Origin of the sequence: Mangrovibacillus sp. Mu-81, assembly GCF_036867415.1 — a bacterium.
In the GTDB taxonomy this organism is placed as follows: domain Bacteria; phylum Bacillota; class Bacilli; order Bacillales; family Bacillaceae_B; genus Rossellomorea.
Window position 1 is genome coordinate 1 of sequence record NZ_JBAJHU010000022.1, and the last position, 19,017, is coordinate 19,017.

Annotated in this window: 19 protein-coding genes, 1 tRNA gene, 1 other RNA gene and 1 other annotated feature; of the genes, 14 read left to right on the forward strand and 7 right to left on the reverse strand. The window is 44.4% G+C overall.

The features are described 5' to 3' along the window. Window positions 1–471: 471 nt before the first annotated feature. A complete protein-coding gene (locus V6B33_RS21775; RefSeq protein WP_334219750.1) occupies window positions 472–954 on the forward strand; it encodes a glutathione peroxidase in 483 nt (160 codons plus the stop codon). Between the two features lie 36 nt (window positions 955–990). Here the strand turns inward: V6B33_RS21775 and V6B33_RS21780 are convergent, their stop codons facing one another. Further along, window positions 991–1,926: a YaaC family protein gene (locus tag V6B33_RS21780; protein ID WP_334219751.1), complete on the reverse strand. Its 936-nt coding sequence runs from the start codon at window positions 1,924–1,926 to the stop codon at window positions 991–993. Window positions 1,927–2,039: 113 nt separating this feature from the next. Here V6B33_RS21780 and guaB point away from each other — a divergent pair, with 113 nt between their 5' ends. The 6 genes from guaB to V6B33_RS21810 all read left to right on the forward strand — a co-directional run bounded on the left by guaB (window position 2,040) and on the right by V6B33_RS21810 (window position 8,998). After that, window positions 2,040–3,506: an IMP dehydrogenase gene (guaB, locus tag V6B33_RS21785; RefSeq protein WP_334219752.1), complete on the forward strand. Its 1,467-nt coding sequence runs from the start codon at window positions 2,040–2,042 to the stop codon at window positions 3,504–3,506. 222 nt (window positions 3,507–3,728) lie between these two features. Continuing rightward, on the forward strand, window positions 3,729–5,033 hold the full coding sequence (locus V6B33_RS21790) for a D-alanyl-D-alanine carboxypeptidase family protein (RefSeq protein ID WP_334219764.1): 1,305 nt from the start codon (window positions 3,729–3,731) through the stop codon (window positions 5,031–5,033). A gap of 662 nt (window positions 5,034–5,695) precedes the next feature. Continuing rightward, window positions 5,696–6,580 (forward strand): pyridoxal 5'-phosphate synthase lyase subunit PdxS, encoded by an 885-nt coding sequence (pdxS, locus tag V6B33_RS21795; protein ID WP_334219765.1) that lies wholly within the window; start codon window positions 5,696–5,698, stop codon window positions 6,578–6,580. Window positions 6,581–6,587: 7 nt separating this feature from the next. Beyond that, window positions 6,588–7,175, forward strand: a complete 588-nt coding sequence (gene pdxT / locus V6B33_RS21800) for a pyridoxal 5'-phosphate synthase glutaminase subunit PdxT (protein WP_334219766.1) — start codon at window positions 6,588–6,590, stop codon at window positions 7,173–7,175. A 53-nt stretch (window positions 7,176–7,228) separates the two neighbouring features. Then, window positions 7,229–7,441, forward strand: a binding site (T-box leader). 83 nt (window positions 7,442–7,524) lie between these two features. After that, complete coding sequence (serS, locus tag V6B33_RS21805) at window positions 7,525–8,799, forward strand: serine--tRNA ligase (RefSeq protein WP_334219753.1); 1,275 nt, start codon at window positions 7,525–7,527, stop codon at window positions 8,797–8,799. A 106-nt stretch (window positions 8,800–8,905) separates the two neighbouring features. Beyond that, a tRNA-Ser gene (locus V6B33_RS21810) sits at window positions 8,906–8,998 on the forward strand. A gap of 166 nt (window positions 8,999–9,164) precedes the next feature. On the opposite strand, the gene V6B33_RS21815 is transcribed toward V6B33_RS21810, so the two are convergent. The 5 genes from V6B33_RS21815 to V6B33_RS21835 form a co-directional block, all read right to left on the reverse strand. Further along, on the reverse strand, window positions 9,165–9,524 hold the full coding sequence (locus V6B33_RS21815) for a hydrolase (protein WP_334219754.1): 360 nt from the start codon (window positions 9,522–9,524) through the stop codon (window positions 9,165–9,167). Between the two features lie 124 nt (window positions 9,525–9,648). Further along, window positions 9,649–10,317: a deoxynucleoside kinase gene (locus V6B33_RS21820; RefSeq protein ID WP_172255048.1), complete on the reverse strand. Its 669-nt coding sequence runs from the start codon at window positions 10,315–10,317 to the stop codon at window positions 9,649–9,651. Then, window positions 10,301–10,957 carry a deoxynucleoside kinase gene (locus V6B33_RS21825; RefSeq protein WP_334219755.1) on the reverse strand — a complete coding sequence of 219 codons (657 nt, stop codon included), beginning with the start codon at window positions 10,955–10,957 and terminating at the stop codon, window positions 10,301–10,303. The genes V6B33_RS21820 and V6B33_RS21825 overlap by 17 nt, the downstream gene beginning before the upstream one ends. A gap of 278 nt (window positions 10,958–11,235) precedes the next feature. Beyond that, window positions 11,236–12,516 (reverse strand): glycoside hydrolase family 18 protein, encoded by a 1,281-nt coding sequence (locus V6B33_RS21830; protein ID WP_334219756.1) that lies wholly within the window; start codon window positions 12,514–12,516, stop codon window positions 11,236–11,238. Between the two features lie 177 nt (window positions 12,517–12,693). Further along, on the reverse strand, window positions 12,694–13,239 hold the full coding sequence (locus tag V6B33_RS21835; protein ID WP_334219757.1) for an isochorismatase family cysteine hydrolase: 546 nt from the start codon (window positions 13,237–13,239) through the stop codon (window positions 12,694–12,696). A gap of 85 nt (window positions 13,240–13,324) precedes the next feature. Here V6B33_RS21835 and tadA point away from each other — a divergent pair, with 85 nt between their 5' ends. From tadA to V6B33_RS21870, 7 genes are all read left to right on the forward strand, one after another. Further along, entirely contained in the window at window positions 13,325–13,819 is a 495-nt protein-coding gene (tadA, locus tag V6B33_RS21840) for a tRNA adenosine(34) deaminase TadA (protein WP_334219758.1), read from the forward strand. 98 nt (window positions 13,820–13,917) lie between these two features. Beyond that, an RNA gene (gene ffs / locus V6B33_RS21845) (signal recognition particle sRNA large type) lies at window positions 13,918–14,181 on the forward strand. A gap of 438 nt (window positions 14,182–14,619) precedes the next feature. Next, window positions 14,620–16,308, forward strand: coding sequence for a DNA polymerase III subunit gamma/tau (gene dnaX / locus V6B33_RS21850; protein ID WP_334219759.1), 1,689 nt, complete (start codon window positions 14,620–14,622; stop codon window positions 16,306–16,308). Window positions 16,309–16,372: 64 nt separating this feature from the next. After that, window positions 16,373–16,693 (forward strand): YbaB/EbfC family nucleoid-associated protein, encoded by a 321-nt coding sequence (locus V6B33_RS21855; protein ID WP_172253871.1) that lies wholly within the window; start codon window positions 16,373–16,375, stop codon window positions 16,691–16,693. 11 nt (window positions 16,694–16,704) lie between these two features. After that, a complete protein-coding gene (gene recR / locus V6B33_RS21860; RefSeq protein WP_334219760.1) occupies window positions 16,705–17,301 on the forward strand; it encodes a recombination mediator RecR in 597 nt (198 codons plus the stop codon). A gap of 16 nt (window positions 17,302–17,317) precedes the next feature. Further along, on the forward strand, window positions 17,318–17,536 hold the full coding sequence (locus tag V6B33_RS21865; RefSeq protein WP_334219761.1) for a YaaL family protein: 219 nt from the start codon (window positions 17,318–17,320) through the stop codon (window positions 17,534–17,536). Window positions 17,537–17,597: 61 nt separating this feature from the next. Further along, on the forward strand, window positions 17,598–17,861 hold the full coding sequence (locus V6B33_RS21870; RefSeq protein WP_334219762.1) for a pro-sigmaK processing inhibitor BofA family protein: 264 nt from the start codon (window positions 17,598–17,600) through the stop codon (window positions 17,859–17,861). Between the two features lie 91 nt (window positions 17,862–17,952). Here V6B33_RS21870 and V6B33_RS21875 read toward each other — a convergent pair whose 3' ends face one another. Then, complete coding sequence (locus V6B33_RS21875) at window positions 17,953–18,435, reverse strand: PaaI family thioesterase (RefSeq protein WP_334219763.1); 483 nt, start codon at window positions 18,433–18,435, stop codon at window positions 17,953–17,955. Window positions 18,436–19,017 lie beyond the last annotated feature (582 nt).

Sequence of the window (19,017 nt, forward strand, 5' to 3'; positions counted from 1 at the left end):
CAGACAGGAATGAAAGGTTTAAATTCCTTGAACATGCCTCCATTCAACTCCAAAATCCACATTTCAGTCATGGCTCGATTGCAGTAAGTATCAATTTATTATCGATAATGAGGATTTTAATATCAACATTTGAAAGTTTATTATCGAAAATCGGACTTTTATTATCGAATCTAAAAAAGCTATTATCATACTTATTGTGGTTTGGACATATTATCATTCCGGTTAATATATTTTCGGCCGGTACACATCCCAGAAGCTATTATCGAAACAGAAATTCCTTTTTTAAAATGTAACTTAAATCTAGCAAAACTCCATCTTTATGATTTCAATGGATTGTTTATTATCGAAAAGCATCCAACCAGATAATCATGCAATAAGACAGACTATCATTATTCAAGATGCTCTCAAAATTGCTATCATCCACCTCCTGAAGTATCATTTACATAACAAGCAATTCAAGGAGGGGATACTGTGTCTTCAATCTATGATTTTACAGTGGCCAAATCGAATGGGGAAGAGGCGACATTGGCCGATTACAAGAATCAAGTATTGCTCATCGTGAATACGGCGAGTAAATGCGGATTTACACCGCAATTTGAGGAATTGCAGGGGCTGTATGAGGAATATCGTGAAAAAGGACTGACCGTGCTGGGTTTCCCGAGTGATCAGTTTATGAATCAGGAATTTGATGATCAGGAAGAGATCATAGAATTTTGCCAGGTGAATTACGGGGTGTCGTTTCCGATGTTTAAGAAAACGGATGTGAAAGGAAAGGATGCTCATCCTCTATTTAAGTTTTTGACGAAGGAAAAGAAGGGGTTGCTGCTTTCCGATATAAAGTGGAATTTCACCAAATTCCTTGTGGACCGGAACGGCGAGGTATATGAACGCTATTCGCCGCAGACCAGCCCTCGTAAGATTGAAAGTGATATTCAAACGTTATTGGAAAATTGATTGAAAGAGGAGGGAATGAAATCCTTCCTCTTTCTCCTACATTTTTCGTTTCAGTATTTCCAGTAAAAGGTAAGGTGCTTTTTGAGTTGTTACTTTCAGGAAGGTCCTTATGATTGAGTAATCTTCGTTTGTACGGTTTTTTAACAGTTCGACCCACCATTCTGTTTCATACCTGGCGATCATGCTTAAGTTGTACAGAATCGCATAGTGGAGGAGAACCTCGGGTATGGAGCCGGCTTCGTTACGTATGCTTGGCAGAGCCAGCAGGTCCTTGTCCATATGCCACCGGAAAGGCAGCTGTTCACTTGAAGATGGAACAGTGATCGTATCTTCTGCGATCCAGGAGACATCACCTCTGATTTTTTCCTTAATATATTGTTTAAATAAATCCTGGGACATATGAAATCTGTTAAGTAATGATTCATCCAGGGTCAGTTCGTTTCGTGAATTGAACCATGCCATTGTAGGTTTGTTCAATAAAATTGTAAAAACCTCTTCTAATTCCGGCAGTTGAACAAGTAAGTCCTCCATCTTCAGTTTTTCACCTATGATGTGTTTCACGTGAAACACCCGAGTCGAGAAATGTGAAAATAATCCATTCTTCTGTACTTTCACCTCGTCCTGCAGAAAATGATAATGCTGCTTCTTTCTTTTTCTTGAAGTGACCCCATGAGCGAGGACCTGGGTAGTTTCTGGATACAGGGGGTCCTCCGTCAAGACGATCGCTTTAATAAAATGGATATACCCGTAAAATAATAAAATTGGCTGAAGTGAGATAGGAGAATTCAGTGCTTGTTTATAATAAAGCTCTCCTTGTTCCAGGTAGTACATGAATGGATAGCAATTGTCATAGCTCTTCGTATCAGCTCCATGGAACCCGATTTTTTCATAACATTTTTTTAGAAACTTCTGGGAGTATTCTGCAGACTGAAAGTAGTGTATGAAGTCCCAATGTTGATTTTTGCTTTCCAATTCTTCACCCTCTAACTATTCTGAAAAATTAAACTAATTCAGATGTTCTTGACAGTATTTTAACCAATTGATAACCTACTAATAATATTTTGGGACTAGGGAGGCCGAAAAATATGTGGGAATCTAAATTTGCTAAAGAAGGTTTAACGTTTGATGATGTGTTACTAGTACCTGCAAAATCCGAGGTATTACCAAAAGATGTAAATATTTCAGTTGAGCTGACAGACTCCATTAAGCTTAATGTGCCAGTCATCAGTGCTGGGATGGATACTGTAACAGAAGCAGAAATGGCGATTTCAATGGCACGGCAAGGTGGACTGGGTATCATCCACAAGAACATGAGCATCGAACAGCAGGCAGAACAGGTTGATAAAGTAAAGCGTTCCGAAAGCGGAGTTATTTCTGATCCGTTCTTCTTGACCCCTGAGCATCAAGTATTTGCTGCTGAGCACTTGATGGGCAAATATAGAATCTCTGGTGTTCCCATCGTGAACAATGAAGAGGAGCAGAAACTGGTCGGGATCTTAACGAACCGTGACCTTCGTTTCATTCAGGATTTCTCCATTCAGATTTCGGATGTCATGACCAAGGAAAACCTGGTGACTGCTCCGGTTGGCACTACCCTAGATGAAGCGGAAAAAATTCTTCAGCAGCATAAAATTGAAAAGCTGCCGCTTATCGATCAAGAAGGTGTATTAAAAGGTTTAATCACCATCAAGGATATCGAAAAAGTAATTGAGTTCCCCAACTCTGCAAAAGATACGCAAGGACGTTTATTGGTAGGTGCGGCAGTCGGGATTTCTAAGGATACACTTACACGTGTTGAGCATCTCGTGAAAGCAAGCGTTGATGCCATTGTCATCGACACTGCTCACGGACACTCAGCCGGTGTGTTGTCGGTGGTACGTGAAATCCGTGCAGCTTATCCAACACTGAACATCGTTGCAGGAAATGTGGCGACGGCAGACGCGACAAGAGAGCTGATTGAAGCAGGAGCAGACGTCGTAAAAGTGGGGATTGGTCCTGGATCAATTTGTACAACGCGCGTAGTTGCAGGAGTAGGTGTACCTCAGATCACTGCGGTATATGATTGTGCAACTGAAGCAAGAAAGCACGGCAAATCCATCATTGCCGATGGAGGGATCAAGTTCTCGGGAGATATCGTGAAGGCACTCGCATCAGGCGGACATGCAGTCATGCTCGGAAGCCTGCTTGCAGGGACATCCGAAAGCCCTGGCGAGACAGAAATCTTCCAAGGACGCCGCTTTAAAGTTTACCGCGGAATGGGTTCCTTGAGCTCCATGGAAAAAGGGTCAAAAGACCGCTACTTCCAGGAAGAAGCGAAGAAGTTTGTTCCTGAAGGCATCGAAGGCCGTATCCCTTACAAGGGCCCGCTGGCTGATACATTGTATCAACTGATCGGGGGACTTCGTTCGGGAATGGGATATTGCGGTACGAAAAACCTTTATGAATTGAGGGAACATGCCCAGTTCATCCGCATGACAGGGGCAGGACTCCGTGAGAGCCATCCACACGATGTTCAAATCACGAAGGAAGCTCCGAATTATTCATTATCATGATACAAGCAGAGAGCCGGTACACACCGGCTCTTTTTTATGGGGAAAAAGGTTGGATGAAGAGGCCGCAAGTCCCTTTTACCATGCCAAAACTAGGAATATTCTCTGTCTATTCTTACCTTTCGAACTATGATAAAATAACGAAGGTGTACATAAAAACTTGGAGGGCTAAAAGTGAAAAGAAGTTGGATTCAAAAATCTTTTGTATGTTTCTTGGTATTTCTGATGGCAATGAGCATGGTGCAAAAACCGGCAAGTGCTCAGGCGGATTTAGACGTTAACGCAAATGCTGCGATTTTAGTAGAAGCTAGCACTGGTAAAATTTTATATGAAAAGAATTCCGAGACTGCTCTTGGAATTGCAAGCATGACGAAAATGATGACGGAATACCTTCTTCTGGAATCGATCAAAGAAGGTAAAGTGAAATGGGATCAAAAGTATACAGTTCCTACAAATGTATCCGAGATGTCCCATAACAATGGCTTAAGCAATGTACCATTAAGAGAAGAAGGTACATATTTAGTGAAGGATCTCTATGAAGCGATGGCGATTGAATCTGCAAATGCCGCAACCATGGCAATCGCAGAAATCGTCGGGGGATCGGAAGCAAATTTCGTGAAAATGATGAATAAGAAAGCCGAAGAGCTCGGTTTGGAAAGTTATAAATTTGTGAACTCCTCAGGGCTGAATAATAAAGACTTGGCACCTTATGTGGATCAGGTAACAGGCGGACCGGAAGAAGAAAACGTTATGTCGGCGAAGGACACGGCTACCCTGGCATATCGTTTATTGAAAGATTTCCCGGAAGTTCTGGAAACATCCAGTATCGCAAAGAAATTGTTTGCTGAAGGTACGGAAGATGAATTCAAAATGGATAACTGGAATTACATGCTTCCAGGGTTAATCCGGGCATACGAAGGTATGGATGGACTGAAAACAGGTACGACGGACTTTGCGGGAGCTTGTTTCACCGGTACAGCGAAGAGAGGGGATATGCGGTTCATTACAGTGGTGATGGACGTTCAGGTAGATCCCGGTCAGAACTCTTATGACGCACGTTTTGATGAAACAAGAAAAATGATGGATTATGCTTTTAACAACTACACGATGGAAGAAGTGCTTCCTGCCGATTACAAAATCAAAGGTCAAAAAACACTTCCAGTAGTGAAAGGGAAAGAAAAAGAAGTTGGGATCAAGACGGATTCTGCCCTGAACATGGTTGTGAAAAACGGTGAAGAAGATAAGTACAAGCCAACATTTGCGGTGGACAAGAAAAAGCTGAATGAAGATGGTAAACTGACGGCCCCTGTTAAAGAGGGAGAAAAAGTCGGCAATGTCATCCTTGAATCAAAAGAAAAGAACGACCTGGGCTACCTGACGGATAAAGGAGCAAATGCTGCAAAAGCATCTGTCGTCACAGTTGAAGGCGTTGAAAAAGCAAACTGGCTCGTGCTATCGATGAGAGCCATTGGCGGATTCTTCGGAGATATCTGGGATTCTGTGACATCAACAGTAAAAGGCTGGTTCTAATTTAATGGAATAACTCCAGGTCATCAAAAGGACTTGGAGTTATTTTCATATATGAATGGGTATATTTCCACTAAATACATATAGCTATAAGTAAGGCCCTTCCGCTTTTCGTCTTGTCCAGCTCCGGGGCTTAGAGGCCCGTGTCATAAGCCAAACCGGCCAAGAAGGCAAAGAACGCCTGCCCGTCCGATTCGTCTTATGCCACAGCCTCTGTTCAAAGCCCCTCCGCATTTCGTCTTGACATAACATTAGATTTGTTGTTTATTTAGCAGTAGAGCAATATCATCATTCCGATTGTTTTAGTCACATTTTCACTTATGAAATAATTCTATTAAAGAGTTCCAGCTGTTGATTGGAGTGGAAGACGAAGACTCCTGCGGGAGAAGTGACCAATGTGAGACGTGTCCAACTCTGGGGCTTAGAGGCACATGTCATAAGTCAACTCAACCAAGAAGGCAAAGAACGCCTTCGTGGTCGATTCGCCTTATGCCAACCGACTCTGAACAAAGCCCCTCCGTTTTTCTTCCCGCAGGACTGAAGCGACGAGGAGGCTCACGGGTCACCCGCGGAAAGCGAAGTCTCCCACGGAAATCAACAGCGGTATTTATAGAGTATTTTAAGGAGAAATAAAGACGGGCATAGGATAAATATAAGGGGGATACATAATGAATACTGGTACAGATCGTGTTAAAAGAGGTATGGCTGAAATGCAAAAAGGCGGCGTCATCATGGACGTTGTCAATGCAGAGCAGGCAAAGGTTGCTGAAGCTGCAGGAGCAGTTGCGGTAATGGCTTTAGAACGAGTTCCAGCTGACATCCGTGCTGCTGGCGGCGTAGCGAGAATGGCAGACCCTCGTATCGTGGAAGAAGTAATGGGAGCTGTAACGATTCCGGTCATGGCGAAAGCACGTATCGGCCATATCGTCGAAGCGAGAGTACTTGAATCAATGGGTGTTGACTATCTTGACGAAAGTGAAGTCTTGACGCCTGCTGATGAAGAGTACCACTTAAACAAAAGAGATTTCACCGTGCCATTCGTATGCGGATGCCGTGACTTAGGAGAAGCAGCACGACGTATCGGAGAAGGTGCATCCATGCTTCGTACAAAAGGTGAACCTGGAACAGGCAACATCGTCGAAGCGGTCCGCCATATGCGTAAAGTGAATGCTCAGGTTCGTAAGCTTGTAAACATGAACACAGATGAAATCATGACGGAAGCAAAGCTTCTTGGCGCTCCATATGAGTTATTATTGGAAATTAAAGAAAACGGCCGTTTACCGGTTGTGAACTTTGCTGCAGGCGGAATCGCGACTCCGGCTGATGCTGCTCTTATGATGGAATTAGGTGCTGATGGTGTATTCGTAGGTTCAGGTATCTTCAAGTCAGAGAACCCTGAGAAATTTGCGAGAGCGATCGTGGAAGCGACTACGCACTATCAGGACTACAAGTTAATTGCAGACCTTTCTAAAGAACTTGGAGTTGCAATGAAGGGTGTAGAAATTTCTTCAATCCTTCCTGAACAGCGCATGCAGGACCGAGGCTGGTAAGTTTATGATGAGAATAGGTGTATTAGGACTTCAAGGGGCTGTCAGAGAGCATGTCCGATCCATTGAGGCATGTAACGCCGAAGCGGTGGTCGTGAAGCGTACAGAGCAGCTGGACGGACTTGACGGCTTGATCATGCCCGGCGGAGAGAGTACGACAATGAGACGTCTGATCGACCGCTATGGATTTTTAGAGCCATTGAAAGAGTTCGCTGCCAGCGGGAAACCGATATTCGGCACATGTGCCGGCCTCATTCTATTGGCCAATAAGATTGTCGGTTATGATGAACCTCATCTTGGTGTCATGGATGTCATGGTGGAGCGCAACTCCTTTGGCCGTCAAAAGGAAAGCTTCGAAGCCGATTTGAATATTGCGCAAGTGGGAAATCATTTCAATGCCGTGTTCATCCGGGCACCGCATATCGTGGAAGCAGGAGAGGACGTTGAAATCCTGGCCAAGCACAACGAACGCATCGTGCTCGCCCGCCACGGTCAGTTCCTTGGATGCTCATTCCACCCTGAACTGACAGACGACAATCGTTTAACTGCATACTTTATCGAAATGGTGAAAGAGTCAAAAGAGAAAACATTGGCATAAACCTATTGCAAAATGGAAAACATTGTAGTAGATTATGAAATAACCAATATGAGTTTAAAACGTTGACAGGAAATAGTAGTGAAGACTTCTTGCTGAAAGAGAGCCGGTGGTCGGTGCAAACCGGTGCAGAATCTCCATGAATCCATCCTTGAGTGAAATACTGAACCATTCAGTAGGTATTTCCGGTGATTCCGTTACCATCTCTAAGAGGAAGACAGCTTTGTTGTCTTCAATTAGGGTGGCAACGCGGAACCTCCGTCCCTTTACCAGGGACGGGGGTTTTTTATTATTTTCGGAAGGCTTGCCAACGTTCAAATTCTAACACCATATATTAAAAGGAGGAACAAACATGCTGGACATTAAATATTTGAGAGCAAATTTGGAAGAAGTGAAAAACCGTCTTCAGCATCGCGGTGAAGATCTTGAGGACTTTGATAAGTTTGAGGAGCTTGATAAGAGAAGAAGGGAACTTCTAGTGGAAAGCGAGAACTTGAAAAGCAAGCGTAATGAGGTGTCTCAAAAAATTGCCCAGATGAAAAAGGAAAAGCAGGATGCCCAGGACATGATTGTTGAAATGCGTGAAGTCGGCGGCATGGTCAAGAAACTTGATGATGAACTTAGAGGGATCGAGGAAGAGCTGGAGCGCATCCTTTTGTCTATTCCAAATATTCCACATGAAACTGTTCCTGTCGGTGAAACAGAGGACGATAACGTGGAAGCCCGCAAATGGGGTGAAATCCGCGAGTTCGATTTCGAAGCAAAGCCGCATTGGGATATTGCGACCGATCTTGATATTCTTGACTTTGAACGTGCAGGAAAAGTGACGGGAAGCCGGTTTGTCTTCTATAAAGGGCTGGGTGCAAGACTGGAACGTGCTCTGCTGAACTTCATGATGGATTTACACATGGATGAGCACGGATATACAGAAATGATCCCGCCATTCCTTGTGAACCGAGCAAGCATGACAGGCACGGGACAGCTGCCGAAATTTGAAGAAGATGCTTTCCGTATCGAAAGTGAAGATTACTTCCTGGTTCCGACAGCTGAAGTGCCTGTAACGAACTATCACCGCGATGAAATCATCAAAGGCGAAGAGCTGCCGATCAGCTATGTGGCTTACAGCGCCAACTTCCGTTCAGAAGCAGGATCTGCCGGACGTGACACGAGGGGGCTGATCCGTCAGCATCAATTCAACAAAGTAGAGCTTGTCCGCTTTGTGAAGCCTGAAGAGTCTTATGATGAACTTGAAAAATTGACTGGTCATGCTGAAAAAGTACTTCAACTTCTGGAATTGCCATACCGCGTACTATCAATGTGTACAGCAGATCTTGGATTCACGGCTGCGAAGAAATATGATATCGAGGTTTGGATTCCAAGCTATGGGACGTACCGCGAAATCTCTTCTTGCAGTAACTTTGAAGGATTCCAGGCTAGACGTGCGAATATCCGTTTCAGAAGGGAAACAAACGCGAAGCCTGAACATGTTCATACATTGAACGGCTCTGGATTGGCCCTTGGCCGTACAGTAGCGGCTCTACTGGAGAATTACCAGCAGGAAGACGGATCTGTCATCGTACCGGAAGTTCTTCGTCCATACATGGGCGGGGCAGAATTTATTAAGTAACAGCTGCAAAAGGAGGCATCCGGCGGGTACCGGGTGCCTTTCATATTTTTTTATGAAAATCCTTGACTCCATTTTGCCACCATGATATTATAATTCTTGTCGATACGGAGGAATACCCAAGTCCGGCTGAAGGGATCGGTCTTGAAAACCGACAGGGGTGTTAAAGCCCGCGGGGGTTCGAATCCCTCTTCCTCCGCCATTGATTTATTTATAACCCAGCGCATAAATATTGGAGATTTTAAATTCGTTACTGGAGATGTAACGAATTTTTTTGGTTTCTGTAGATTTTTATATATTATAAATAATATGACAATTTAAGGAGAGAGCATATAAAGTGCCCTGCACAGGGTACAGGGCACTGCATTCTATTTCAAATTCTCGATATCTTCTCTTTTGTTCTTATCTTTGTTGTAATTCAGTACACCCATCTCTTTAATATTTCTACGTGTTTCCTCGGTCCCCAGTTTGAAGATCATTTCAAAAATTTCCTTCATTGAATGGTCATATTGGGCATTTTCCGGGTCTTTATGGTATTCACGGAACGGGATGTGCGCCCTTGTAAATGTCGACATCTCATCATCATGATTTTTTTCTAATAATGTCTTTAGTTTGGTTACTTCTTCAGGAGTAGCCCTAATTTGATAACTGACACTCTTTGCTTCTTCGGCATGAGGCACGACATCTCCGCTGCTAATATCTATAAAGTACGTATTTCTTGTTTCCATGCTGTTCATCTCCCTTTAATTCTCTTCTTGTTATATACATACCTCCTAACCAGTGATCATAAACGAAGGGGAAATGTTCAACGAAAAAGGTGCTCCCCATTTTTGGGCAGCACCTTTAAAGGTATTAGCTCTTTAACATTCTTGTCTGTTCTATAAAGTATCCGATTCGTTCTACGATCGGTTCAATCGAATTTCCATCGTTGACGAGATCATATTCACTGATGTCGAGGCGGAGAACAGGGCACGCGTTAAAGGAGTTGATCCAGTTTTCATAGCGCTGGTGCATTTCTTCCCAGTATTCAACCGGGGTCTGCTGTTCCATTGGACGCCCGCGCTCACGGATCCGGTCGATCACGTTATCGAGGGAACCTTCGAGATAAATCAGAAGATCGGGATGAGGGAAGTAAGGTGTCATCACCATGGCATCGAAAAGGCTTGTATATGTTTCGTAATCAACGTCCGACATATTGCCTTTTTCGTGATGCATTTTCGCGAAGATGCCTGTATCTTCATAGATTGAGCGGTCCTGGATGAAGCCGCCTCCGTATTCAAAGATCTTCTTCTGTTCCTTGAAGCGTTCTGCAAGGAAGTACACTTGCAAATGAAAGCTCCAGCTCTTGAAGTCCTGATAAAATTTATCGAGGTACGGGTTGGTGTCGACTTTTTCGAAAGATGTGCGGAAACCGAGGGCATTTGCCAATCCGTTTGTCATCGTGGATTTCCCGACTCCGACTGTTCCGGCAATGGTAATGACCGCATTACTTGGAATGCCGTATTTATTGCGAAGGTTCATGATAGTGAACTCCTTTTTTTAGTGTAGTGTCTAATTGACTAAGAATCGTGTCCATGTCATCTTTGTTTTGGACGAAGTCAATGTGGTCGCCATTGTAGCGAAGAACAGGGATATCAGGGTGAGTTTCTTCAAATGTATTCATGTATTCTTCATAATCCAATGATAATTGTTTTAAATAAAGGGGACTGATCTTCTTCTCGAAGTCCCGGCCTCTTTTTTCAATGCGCTTCAGCAGTGTATCAAGACTTGCATTTAAGTAAATCACCACATTCGGTCTCGGCATGTCAGACGTCAGGATATCATAGATATTGAGATATTTATTGAATTGCTGCTTGTCTTTCAGTGTGCGTTTAGCGAAGATGATATTCTTCAGAATATGATAATCCGCTACCACCGATTTGTTTTGAGAAATATAATGCTTATCGATATCCTCCAGCTGCTTGTATCGATTGCATAAGAAAAACATCTCTGTTTGAAAACTCCACTCTTCAATATCATCATAAAATTTATCTAAAAACGGGTTTTCATCGACGATTTCCCTTAATAGGTGAAAGTTGTAGTGGTCGGAAATCGCTTTAGCCAGAGAAGTTTTTCCTACTCCAATCGGGCCTTCAACCGTGATGAAAGGAATTCTCCCCATTTAATGTCCTCCTCATATTACGACAATCTATGTGTATTTATCAGCGTATAATTAATTTAACGACAGAAATTATTGTAACACAATTGTAGGATTGATTGTTCAGGTTATTTAATGGTTCAAATAAAATTTGAACTATCTTTTTATCGGTTGTTTTGGGTGAAAGATTAGGCTTAAAGAATTAAACCATCTGCAAAAATAATAGAAAACCCGCCATACTGGTAATGTTAGATTTACCTGTATGGCGGGTTCTATTTATTTATATGTGTATTCGTTTTTGTTTACCTTTTTACGACGTTGAAGTTATCGGTGATCAAGAGCCAGTTCTGCGGGAAGGAGAGACCCAGTTTCCAGTAGCTCATTCCTCTGAGTTTCAGCTCTTTCATAAGATCGAATTTCGCCTGGATGCTCCGTGCATCTTCAAACCACACTTCGTGGTCTTTTCCTTCAGCAGTATATTTAAAGAATGGAGCCTGTGCTTCTTGGTCGTATTCAATGCCGACATTGTTGGCGGCCGCGATTTCGATTGCCTGCTGCGGGCTGATCGCTTTAGCTGTTGTTCCCGGCTCGAATGGAAGGGTCCAGTCATAGCCGTACAGATTCTGCCCCATCATGATTTTCGAAGCAGGCATTTCTGTCAATGCGTATTCGATCACTTCACGAACGGGGCCGATCGGGGAAACAGCCATGGCCGGTCCTCCGCTGTAACCCCATTCATAGGTCATGATGACGACGAAATCGACAATCTCCCCATGCGCTTTATAATCATGAGCTTCGTACCACTTCCCTTTCTGATCTGCACTCGTTTTGGGAGCGAGAGCGGTGGACAGCAGCCAGCCTTCCTGATTGAAACGCTGTTTTGCTTTTCTCAGGAATTGATTATAGGCTTCCTTGTCCTCGGGACGCAGGTATTCGAAATCAAAATGGATATCACGGAATCCATATTTTTTTGCTGTCTGGACAATTGTATTTAGAAATTTATCCTGGATAGCCATGTCATTCAGGAGGATGCGTCCGAGTTCATCATTGAACTGGCCTTCTTCTTGATTGGTAATCGCCATCATCAGTACATTTCCATTATCCTTACCGGTTTGCAGCAGGTTCCCCATCGGAGGTTCCTTCAGGGTCCCGTCACGCTTCGCCTGGAAGCTGAAGGGAGCAAGGTAGGTCAGGTAAGGAGCTGCTTCTTTGGCGCTTTCCTCTAAATTTGGTGAGACTTCATTTCCATACGGTTCCACATAGGCGTTTAATTCTGCCTGTGCTTTCGGTTTCGGCGGAACATATAAGCGCTGGTTGACTTGAAGCGGTAAATTTGGCGATATCCCGTTTACCCTTGCCAGTTCTTGATACGGAACACCAACCTTTTGGCTGATCGCCCACAAGCTGTCACCCTGCTGGACATAATAGAAGCTGCCGACGATCGGAATCACCAGCGATTGGCCGACCACGAGATTATTCGGATTCGGAAGCTCATTGGCTTCCACTATATCGTTAACAGTTGATCCATACGCCTGAGCAATACCAAATAATGATTGGTTCGGCTGGACAACGTGAATTTGCATACTGAGGCCCTCCCTTTATCTTCACTATAATCAGCCTATGAAAAGGGGAGGGAGGTTATGCCGGATATTTTGTCAGAGCTGTCCAACTGCCGGGTGCCAGGCACAAATGCGTTGTTTTGAGCCAGGCACAAATGAACTGTTTTGAGCAAGGCACAATCTCAGGCATGTCACGACATGTCATGAATGAAATAAGGTTCTGGTGTCACCGATCTTTGCTTTCAACACATTTTTCATCATCGTCAGGGCATAATGATTGTCCTCCCCGCTCACAGAAGCAATCGCGTCTTTCGGGACGATCAATCCGAATTCCCTCATATAAGCGTCGTTTGCGGTGAACAGGACACAAATATTTCCGGCGATTCCCGTCAGGATGAGATTTTTCACAGACAGTTGATGAAGCAGTGTGTTCAGCGCCGTTCCGTAAAAAGCGGAATGCTTCGGTTTAATAAGGAAGAAATCATCTTCTGCAGGGCGCAGGGGAGAAATGATATCAGCACTTGTTTCGTTATGGCATTTGTCATAGATCAGCTCGAGGTCTGCTTTCCACAGTTCATAATGATCATTGATATAGATGACCGGATGTCCTTGCTTGTTACAATAATCGCGCAGATTGTTAATGGGTTCGACGATCGTTTTCGCATGGTGTGCAAGTGTCTTCCCGTGTGAGAACTCGAATGGATTTAACATATCGATCACGAGGAGAGCGGTATCTTTAGGTATCATGGCGTTGGCCCCTTTCTAATATAGTTTGGAATGTTAGGGGAAATTTTATAAAATAAAGATAAGGAATAAATGATTGGAGTTCTTTATGAAGACGAGAGAAGAAAATTTTATGATGGAAGCATTGAAGGAAGCGGAAAAAGCAAGGGGAATCAATGAAGTCCCCATTGGTGCTGTGGTGGTTATGGGAGACGAGATCATTGGGCGCGGATATAATTTAAGGGAAACGACGCAGAATGCGATCACTCATGCAGAGACCCTGGCGATCCAGGAGGCATGTGAAAAGGCAGGAACGTGGAGGCTCGAGGGTGCTGAACTTTATGTGACGCTTGAACCGTGTCCGATGTGCAGCGGAGCGATCATCCTGTCACGGATTGAAAAAGTCGTATACGGTGCGCCTGATCCTAAAGCAGGATGCGCAGGCACGTTGATGAATCTTCTGGATGACAGCCGGTTCAATCACCAGTGCGAAGTGATTCCGGGTGTGCTTGAAGAATTATGCGGGGCAATCCTATCCGATTTTTTCCGGGGACTGAGAGCGAGGAAGAAAGAAGAGAAGAGAAATAAGCGGTCATCGTTGTAAAGAACTTACAGGTACTACCCATTGCTTTTTTACGTAAACCCTAGTATACTTAATCTTGCGTCGTTAAATGACGCACTTAATAATTGGTATCAATTTTGCCGTGCTAGGTGGGGAGGTAGCGGTGCCCTGTACTCGCAATCCGCTCCAGCGAGGCCGAATTCCTTTCCGAGGCTTGCATACTGTAGGGCTGCCTCAAGTAAGTGGTGTTGACGCCTGGGTCCTGCGCAATGGGAATCCATGAACCATGTCAGGTCCGGAAGGAAGCAGCATTAAGTGGAAGCTCCCATGTGCCGCAGGGTTGCCTGGGCCGAGCTAACTGCTTGAGTAACGCCTATGGTTGCTTGTCGACGAAAGGTGCACGGCAGTTTCATACATATACAACAGCTCATCCTTTCATTGGGATGGGCTTTTTGTTTGGTTTCGGCCTGTTGCATATATTGAGTTGTTGGATCGACTTTTGTAAAAAATTGTTAAACAGCAAGATTGTATCCAGTTTTGGCAAGAAAATTGGGTGTACCGGCAAGAAATTGGAAGGAATGGCAAAATCAAAACCGGAAACAGCAAGATTAGGATTTAGACCAATTCCCACACCTCTTCATGACCCCGTTCAAACTTTCCGAAATCAGTCCCCGGTTTTCTTTGTAATACTGCTTGAAATTACGTTATAATAGACAGGATAAGACGTATCGGACGAACAGCTCAGAGTGATGGCGTGGAACGTACAACGCCACTCTGCAAGAATCATACTTATATGGACTTTTTAATCAAACGGGTTTACATAAATAAGAGGGGGGAGTATTTTGGCATATCAAGCATTATATCGCGTGTGGCGTCCGCAGTCATTTGTAGATGTCGTGGGACAGCAGCATGTTACAAAGACACTGCAAAATGCTCTCCTTCATCAGAAGATTTCCCATGCATACTTATTTTCAGGGCCGCGCGGAACAGGGAAGACGAGTGCAGCGAAGATCCTTGCCAAGGCAGTCAACTGTGAACGTTCTCCGGTTGCCGAGCCGTGTAATGAGTGTGATGCATGTAAAGGGATCACGGACGGGTCGATTCCTGATGTGATTGAGATTGATGCTGCTTCGAATAATGGAGTAGAGGAAATACGGGACATACGTGATAAAGTTAAATATTCACCAAACGTGGCCGAGTATAAGGTCTATATCATAGATGAGGTTCATATGCTTTCAATCGGGGCTTTCAATGCCCTTTTGAAAACATTGGAGGAACCCCCGAAGCACGTCATCTTCATATTGGCAACCACTGAGCCCCACAAGATTCCGCTCACCATCATTTCCCGGTGTCAGCGGTTCGATTTCAAACGGATCACCGCCATGGATATTGTGGGAAGAATGAGCCATATCGCGACAGAGTCGGGTGTGAACTATGAAGAAAATGCGCTTGTGGTCATTGCAAGGGCGGCAGAAGGCGGGATGCGTGATGCGCTCAGCCTGCTCGATCAGGCCATTTCCTTCAGTCAGGATATCGTGACGATCGATGATGCGTTAACAGTAACCGGTGCAGTCTCCCAGGGCTATTTAAACACACTGGCACGGTCGATTCTTGAGAAAGATGTTTCGAAAGGCCTGGGGGCGCTCGAAGAACTGCTTTTCCAAGGGAAAGATCCTGCACGATTTGCGGAAGACTTCATCCTTTATTACCGCGATATGCTTCTGTATCAAACGGCCCCGAATCTTGAGGAATCGATGGAGCGGGTGATGCTCGATGATGAATTCAAGGAACTTGCGGGTCAAACGCAGGCAAGTCAGATTTATCAATACATTGATGTGCTGAATCAAGCCGGACAGGAAATGAAATTCTCCAATCATTCCCGCATCTATTTAGAGGTTTCCATCGTCAAGCTGTGTCAGCTCGAAGCACCCGTCAGATCGTCTTCACCAGAAGTCGGCGAGATGATGAAGAAAATCCAGGAGCTTGAAAAAGAAATCCAGCAGTTAAAGGCGGGCGGAATCAAAGTCCAATCGGAACCTGCTGCACAGCCGGCTAAAAAGCCTGTCCGTGCGAAAAAAGGATTCCGGGCGCCGGTCGGACAGATCCAGGAAGTCCTCAAAAATGCAACGAAAGAAGACCTTAACCTGATCAAGAGCCGCTGGGGCGACATGGTGGAAACACTGAACCAGCGTCAGATGCGCTCGCAGGCTGCACTGTTGAATAATGCAGAACCGGTTGCGGCAACAGAGGGTTCTTTTGTGTTAAAATTTAAATATGATATTCACTGCCAGATGGCAATGGAGAATCAGGCGTTCATTTCCAGTATGGATTCCATCCTGCAAGAACTCACCGGCAACAGCTATTTCCCAATTGGCATTCCTGAAGACCAGTGGCTCCCGTTAAGGGAAGATTTCATCCGCCACTCACAGACGGATGCCGGTGACGGTGAAACGGGAGAGCCAAAGGAAGAAGATACATTTCTCTCGGAAGCGGAAAAAATTGCAGGAGATTTAGTCGAACTCAAAGACTGATAATTGAAATACCACATCACATGTGTGAAACTTTTTTATAAAAATTATTGGAGGTCATGAAACTATGCGTGGAATGGGTAATATGCAAAACATGATGAAACAGATGCAAAAGATGCAAAAGAAAATGGCAGAAGCACAAGAGGAGCTTGGTGAAAAGCAAATCGAAGGATCGGCAGGCGGCGGAATGGTCACTGTCATTGTTTCCGGTCACAAGCAGGTTCTTGATGTAAAGATCAATGAAGAAGTTGTGGATCCTGAAGATATCGATATGCTGCAGGATTTAGTGCTTGCCGCAACAAACGAAGCTCTTAAGAAAGCGGAAGAATTAACGAACTCCACTATGGGTCAATTCACTAAAGGAATGAACCTGCCGGGAATGTTCTAGGAGGCAATATCATGCATTATCCTGAGCCTATATCAAAGCTGATCGACAGCTTTATGAAATTGCCAGGCATTGGGCCGAAAACCGCGGCCCGACTGGCTTTTTTTGTACTTAGTATGAAAGAAGATACGGTATTGGACTTTGCAAAAGCACTGGTCAACGCCAAACGCAATCTAAGTTACTGTTCTGTCTGCGGTCATATCACAGACCGGGATCCCTGCTATGTTTGTGAGGATCAGCGCAGGGACCGCAGTATCATCTGTGTGGTCCAGGACCCTAAAGATGTGATTGCGATGGAGAAGATGAAGGAATTTAACGGTCTCTATCATGTCCTTCATGGCGCCATTTCTCCCATGGACGGCATTGGACCAGAGGACATCAATGTACCGGACCTGATTAAACGTCTTCAAAGTGACGAGGTGCAGGAAGTGATTCTTGCGACCAATCCGAATATCGAAGGCGAAGCAACCGCCATGTATATTTCGCGTCTCGTCAAACCATCCGGCATCCGCATCACGCGGATAGCTCATGGTCTGCCTGTCGGCGGGGACCTTGAATACGCGGATGAAGTCACATTGTCCAAAGCCCTTGAAGGAAGAAGAGACGTTTAAAAGGGAGAGAGCATCTATGTTTTTCCGGAAAAAAGGGAAACTCAAACGAGAATATGATCAGACTCTGCTTCAGACATTGGAAGAAGCGAAACAGCATTGGAACCAGCAGCGTAGCATCGACGAGATGAGTGTGGACTACAATTTGAATCTTCACTGCTCTTCAAAAATCGCTGAAGCAAAATATTTTTTCTTATTTAGAGAAGCAAAACACCGAAAGATCGTCATAAAAAGGTAGACAACCTTCATATCCTTTCAATAAGAGATACATCATGTTCCATGTTGAGAGGAGAGAGGGTATGAACCCAGTAATCGTGATATCTGTAATCAGCGGACTAATCGTCCTTCTGTTAGCTGCAGGTACACCCGTCAAACCGCTGCGATTTGTCGGACAAGTCGCCATGAAGGTCATGATCGGTGCACTATTTCTATTTTTTCTGAACGCCTTCGGCAGTCAGTACGGAATCCATGTCCCCATTAATCTGGCGACATCCTCCATTTCAGGAATCCTTGGAATTCCGGGAGTGGTGGGGCTGACAGTGATTCAGATGTGGATTCTGTAAGGAAGATAACGAAAGAGAAAAAACAGCCTCTCGCAGGGCTGTTTTTTCTTTAATCTGTTACAAGCGCAGAGGTTCTTTTAACATCCCGCGATTAACTTTGCATAAACGTCTCCGGCATTACTACCGCCACCACCTCGCCGCGGGCGCAAAGCGTTCCCTCAGCAAAGACTTCCGTTTCAACCTTAAACTTCTTTGGGTGAATTTTTTCAACCGTTCCAACCGCCCTCAATGGGACGCCATGTGGAGTGGGCTTCATGAAATCCACATGCAAGGAGGCAGTCACAAAGCGAGGCGGCCCTTGTCCATCTCCCACACTCCCTCCGTTCAATCTATGAAGTTCAATTGCAGCAGAACCGGTCCCGTGGCAATCGATCAGTGAAGCAATCAGCCCCCCGTATACGAAGCCCGGAAGAGCGGTATGTTCAGTTTTGGGAGTATATACCGTCACTGTGTTCCCTTCTTCCAATCCAGTGCGGAAATGGTGTCCCTCTTTATTCAAACGCCCGCATCCGTAACACCAGGCGAAATCATCAGGATAATCGTCCTGGATGGCATGTTTAATCTCATTCATCATCCATTCTCCTTTCTTTAGTAAGACTCCTGTTTATAACTTCTATTAAATAGGGTCCCGTTCCTTTCTTTTTGAAAAATAGAAAGGAATAATGAAGAAAAAATATCTAACGATTACGAATGGCAAAAAAAACTATCCACGTTTCCAACAGCAGGGTACGGGGACATTGGCAAAAGACCATATGAACTCGAATAGGACTGGTTCGTTACAGAAAGTATTTATTGTGATCGAGGAGAAAAGTTTATTCATTTTGCAGATTCATAATCAAAACCAAAGCTCCCGTTCGGGTTGAATCCCGGTGAGGACTTTATTTTTTCCTTTATCAAACGCATTGAGTCGAAGGGATAAAGAGGGCGAATTAAACTCTTTCAAGAAAGTTTAATAAATAGTGTTGACTCTTTGATAGAAAAGGTGCTATTATATTCCTTGTCGCCAAAAACGACACAAAAACAAATTTCAAAAAAAGCTTGACGCTTTATGACGAAAAATGTTATATTTAAGAGGTGCTCAAGAGAGCCTACTTAAAACATTGAACCTTGAAAACTGAACAAAACAAGACAATACGTCAACGTTAATTCTAGATTT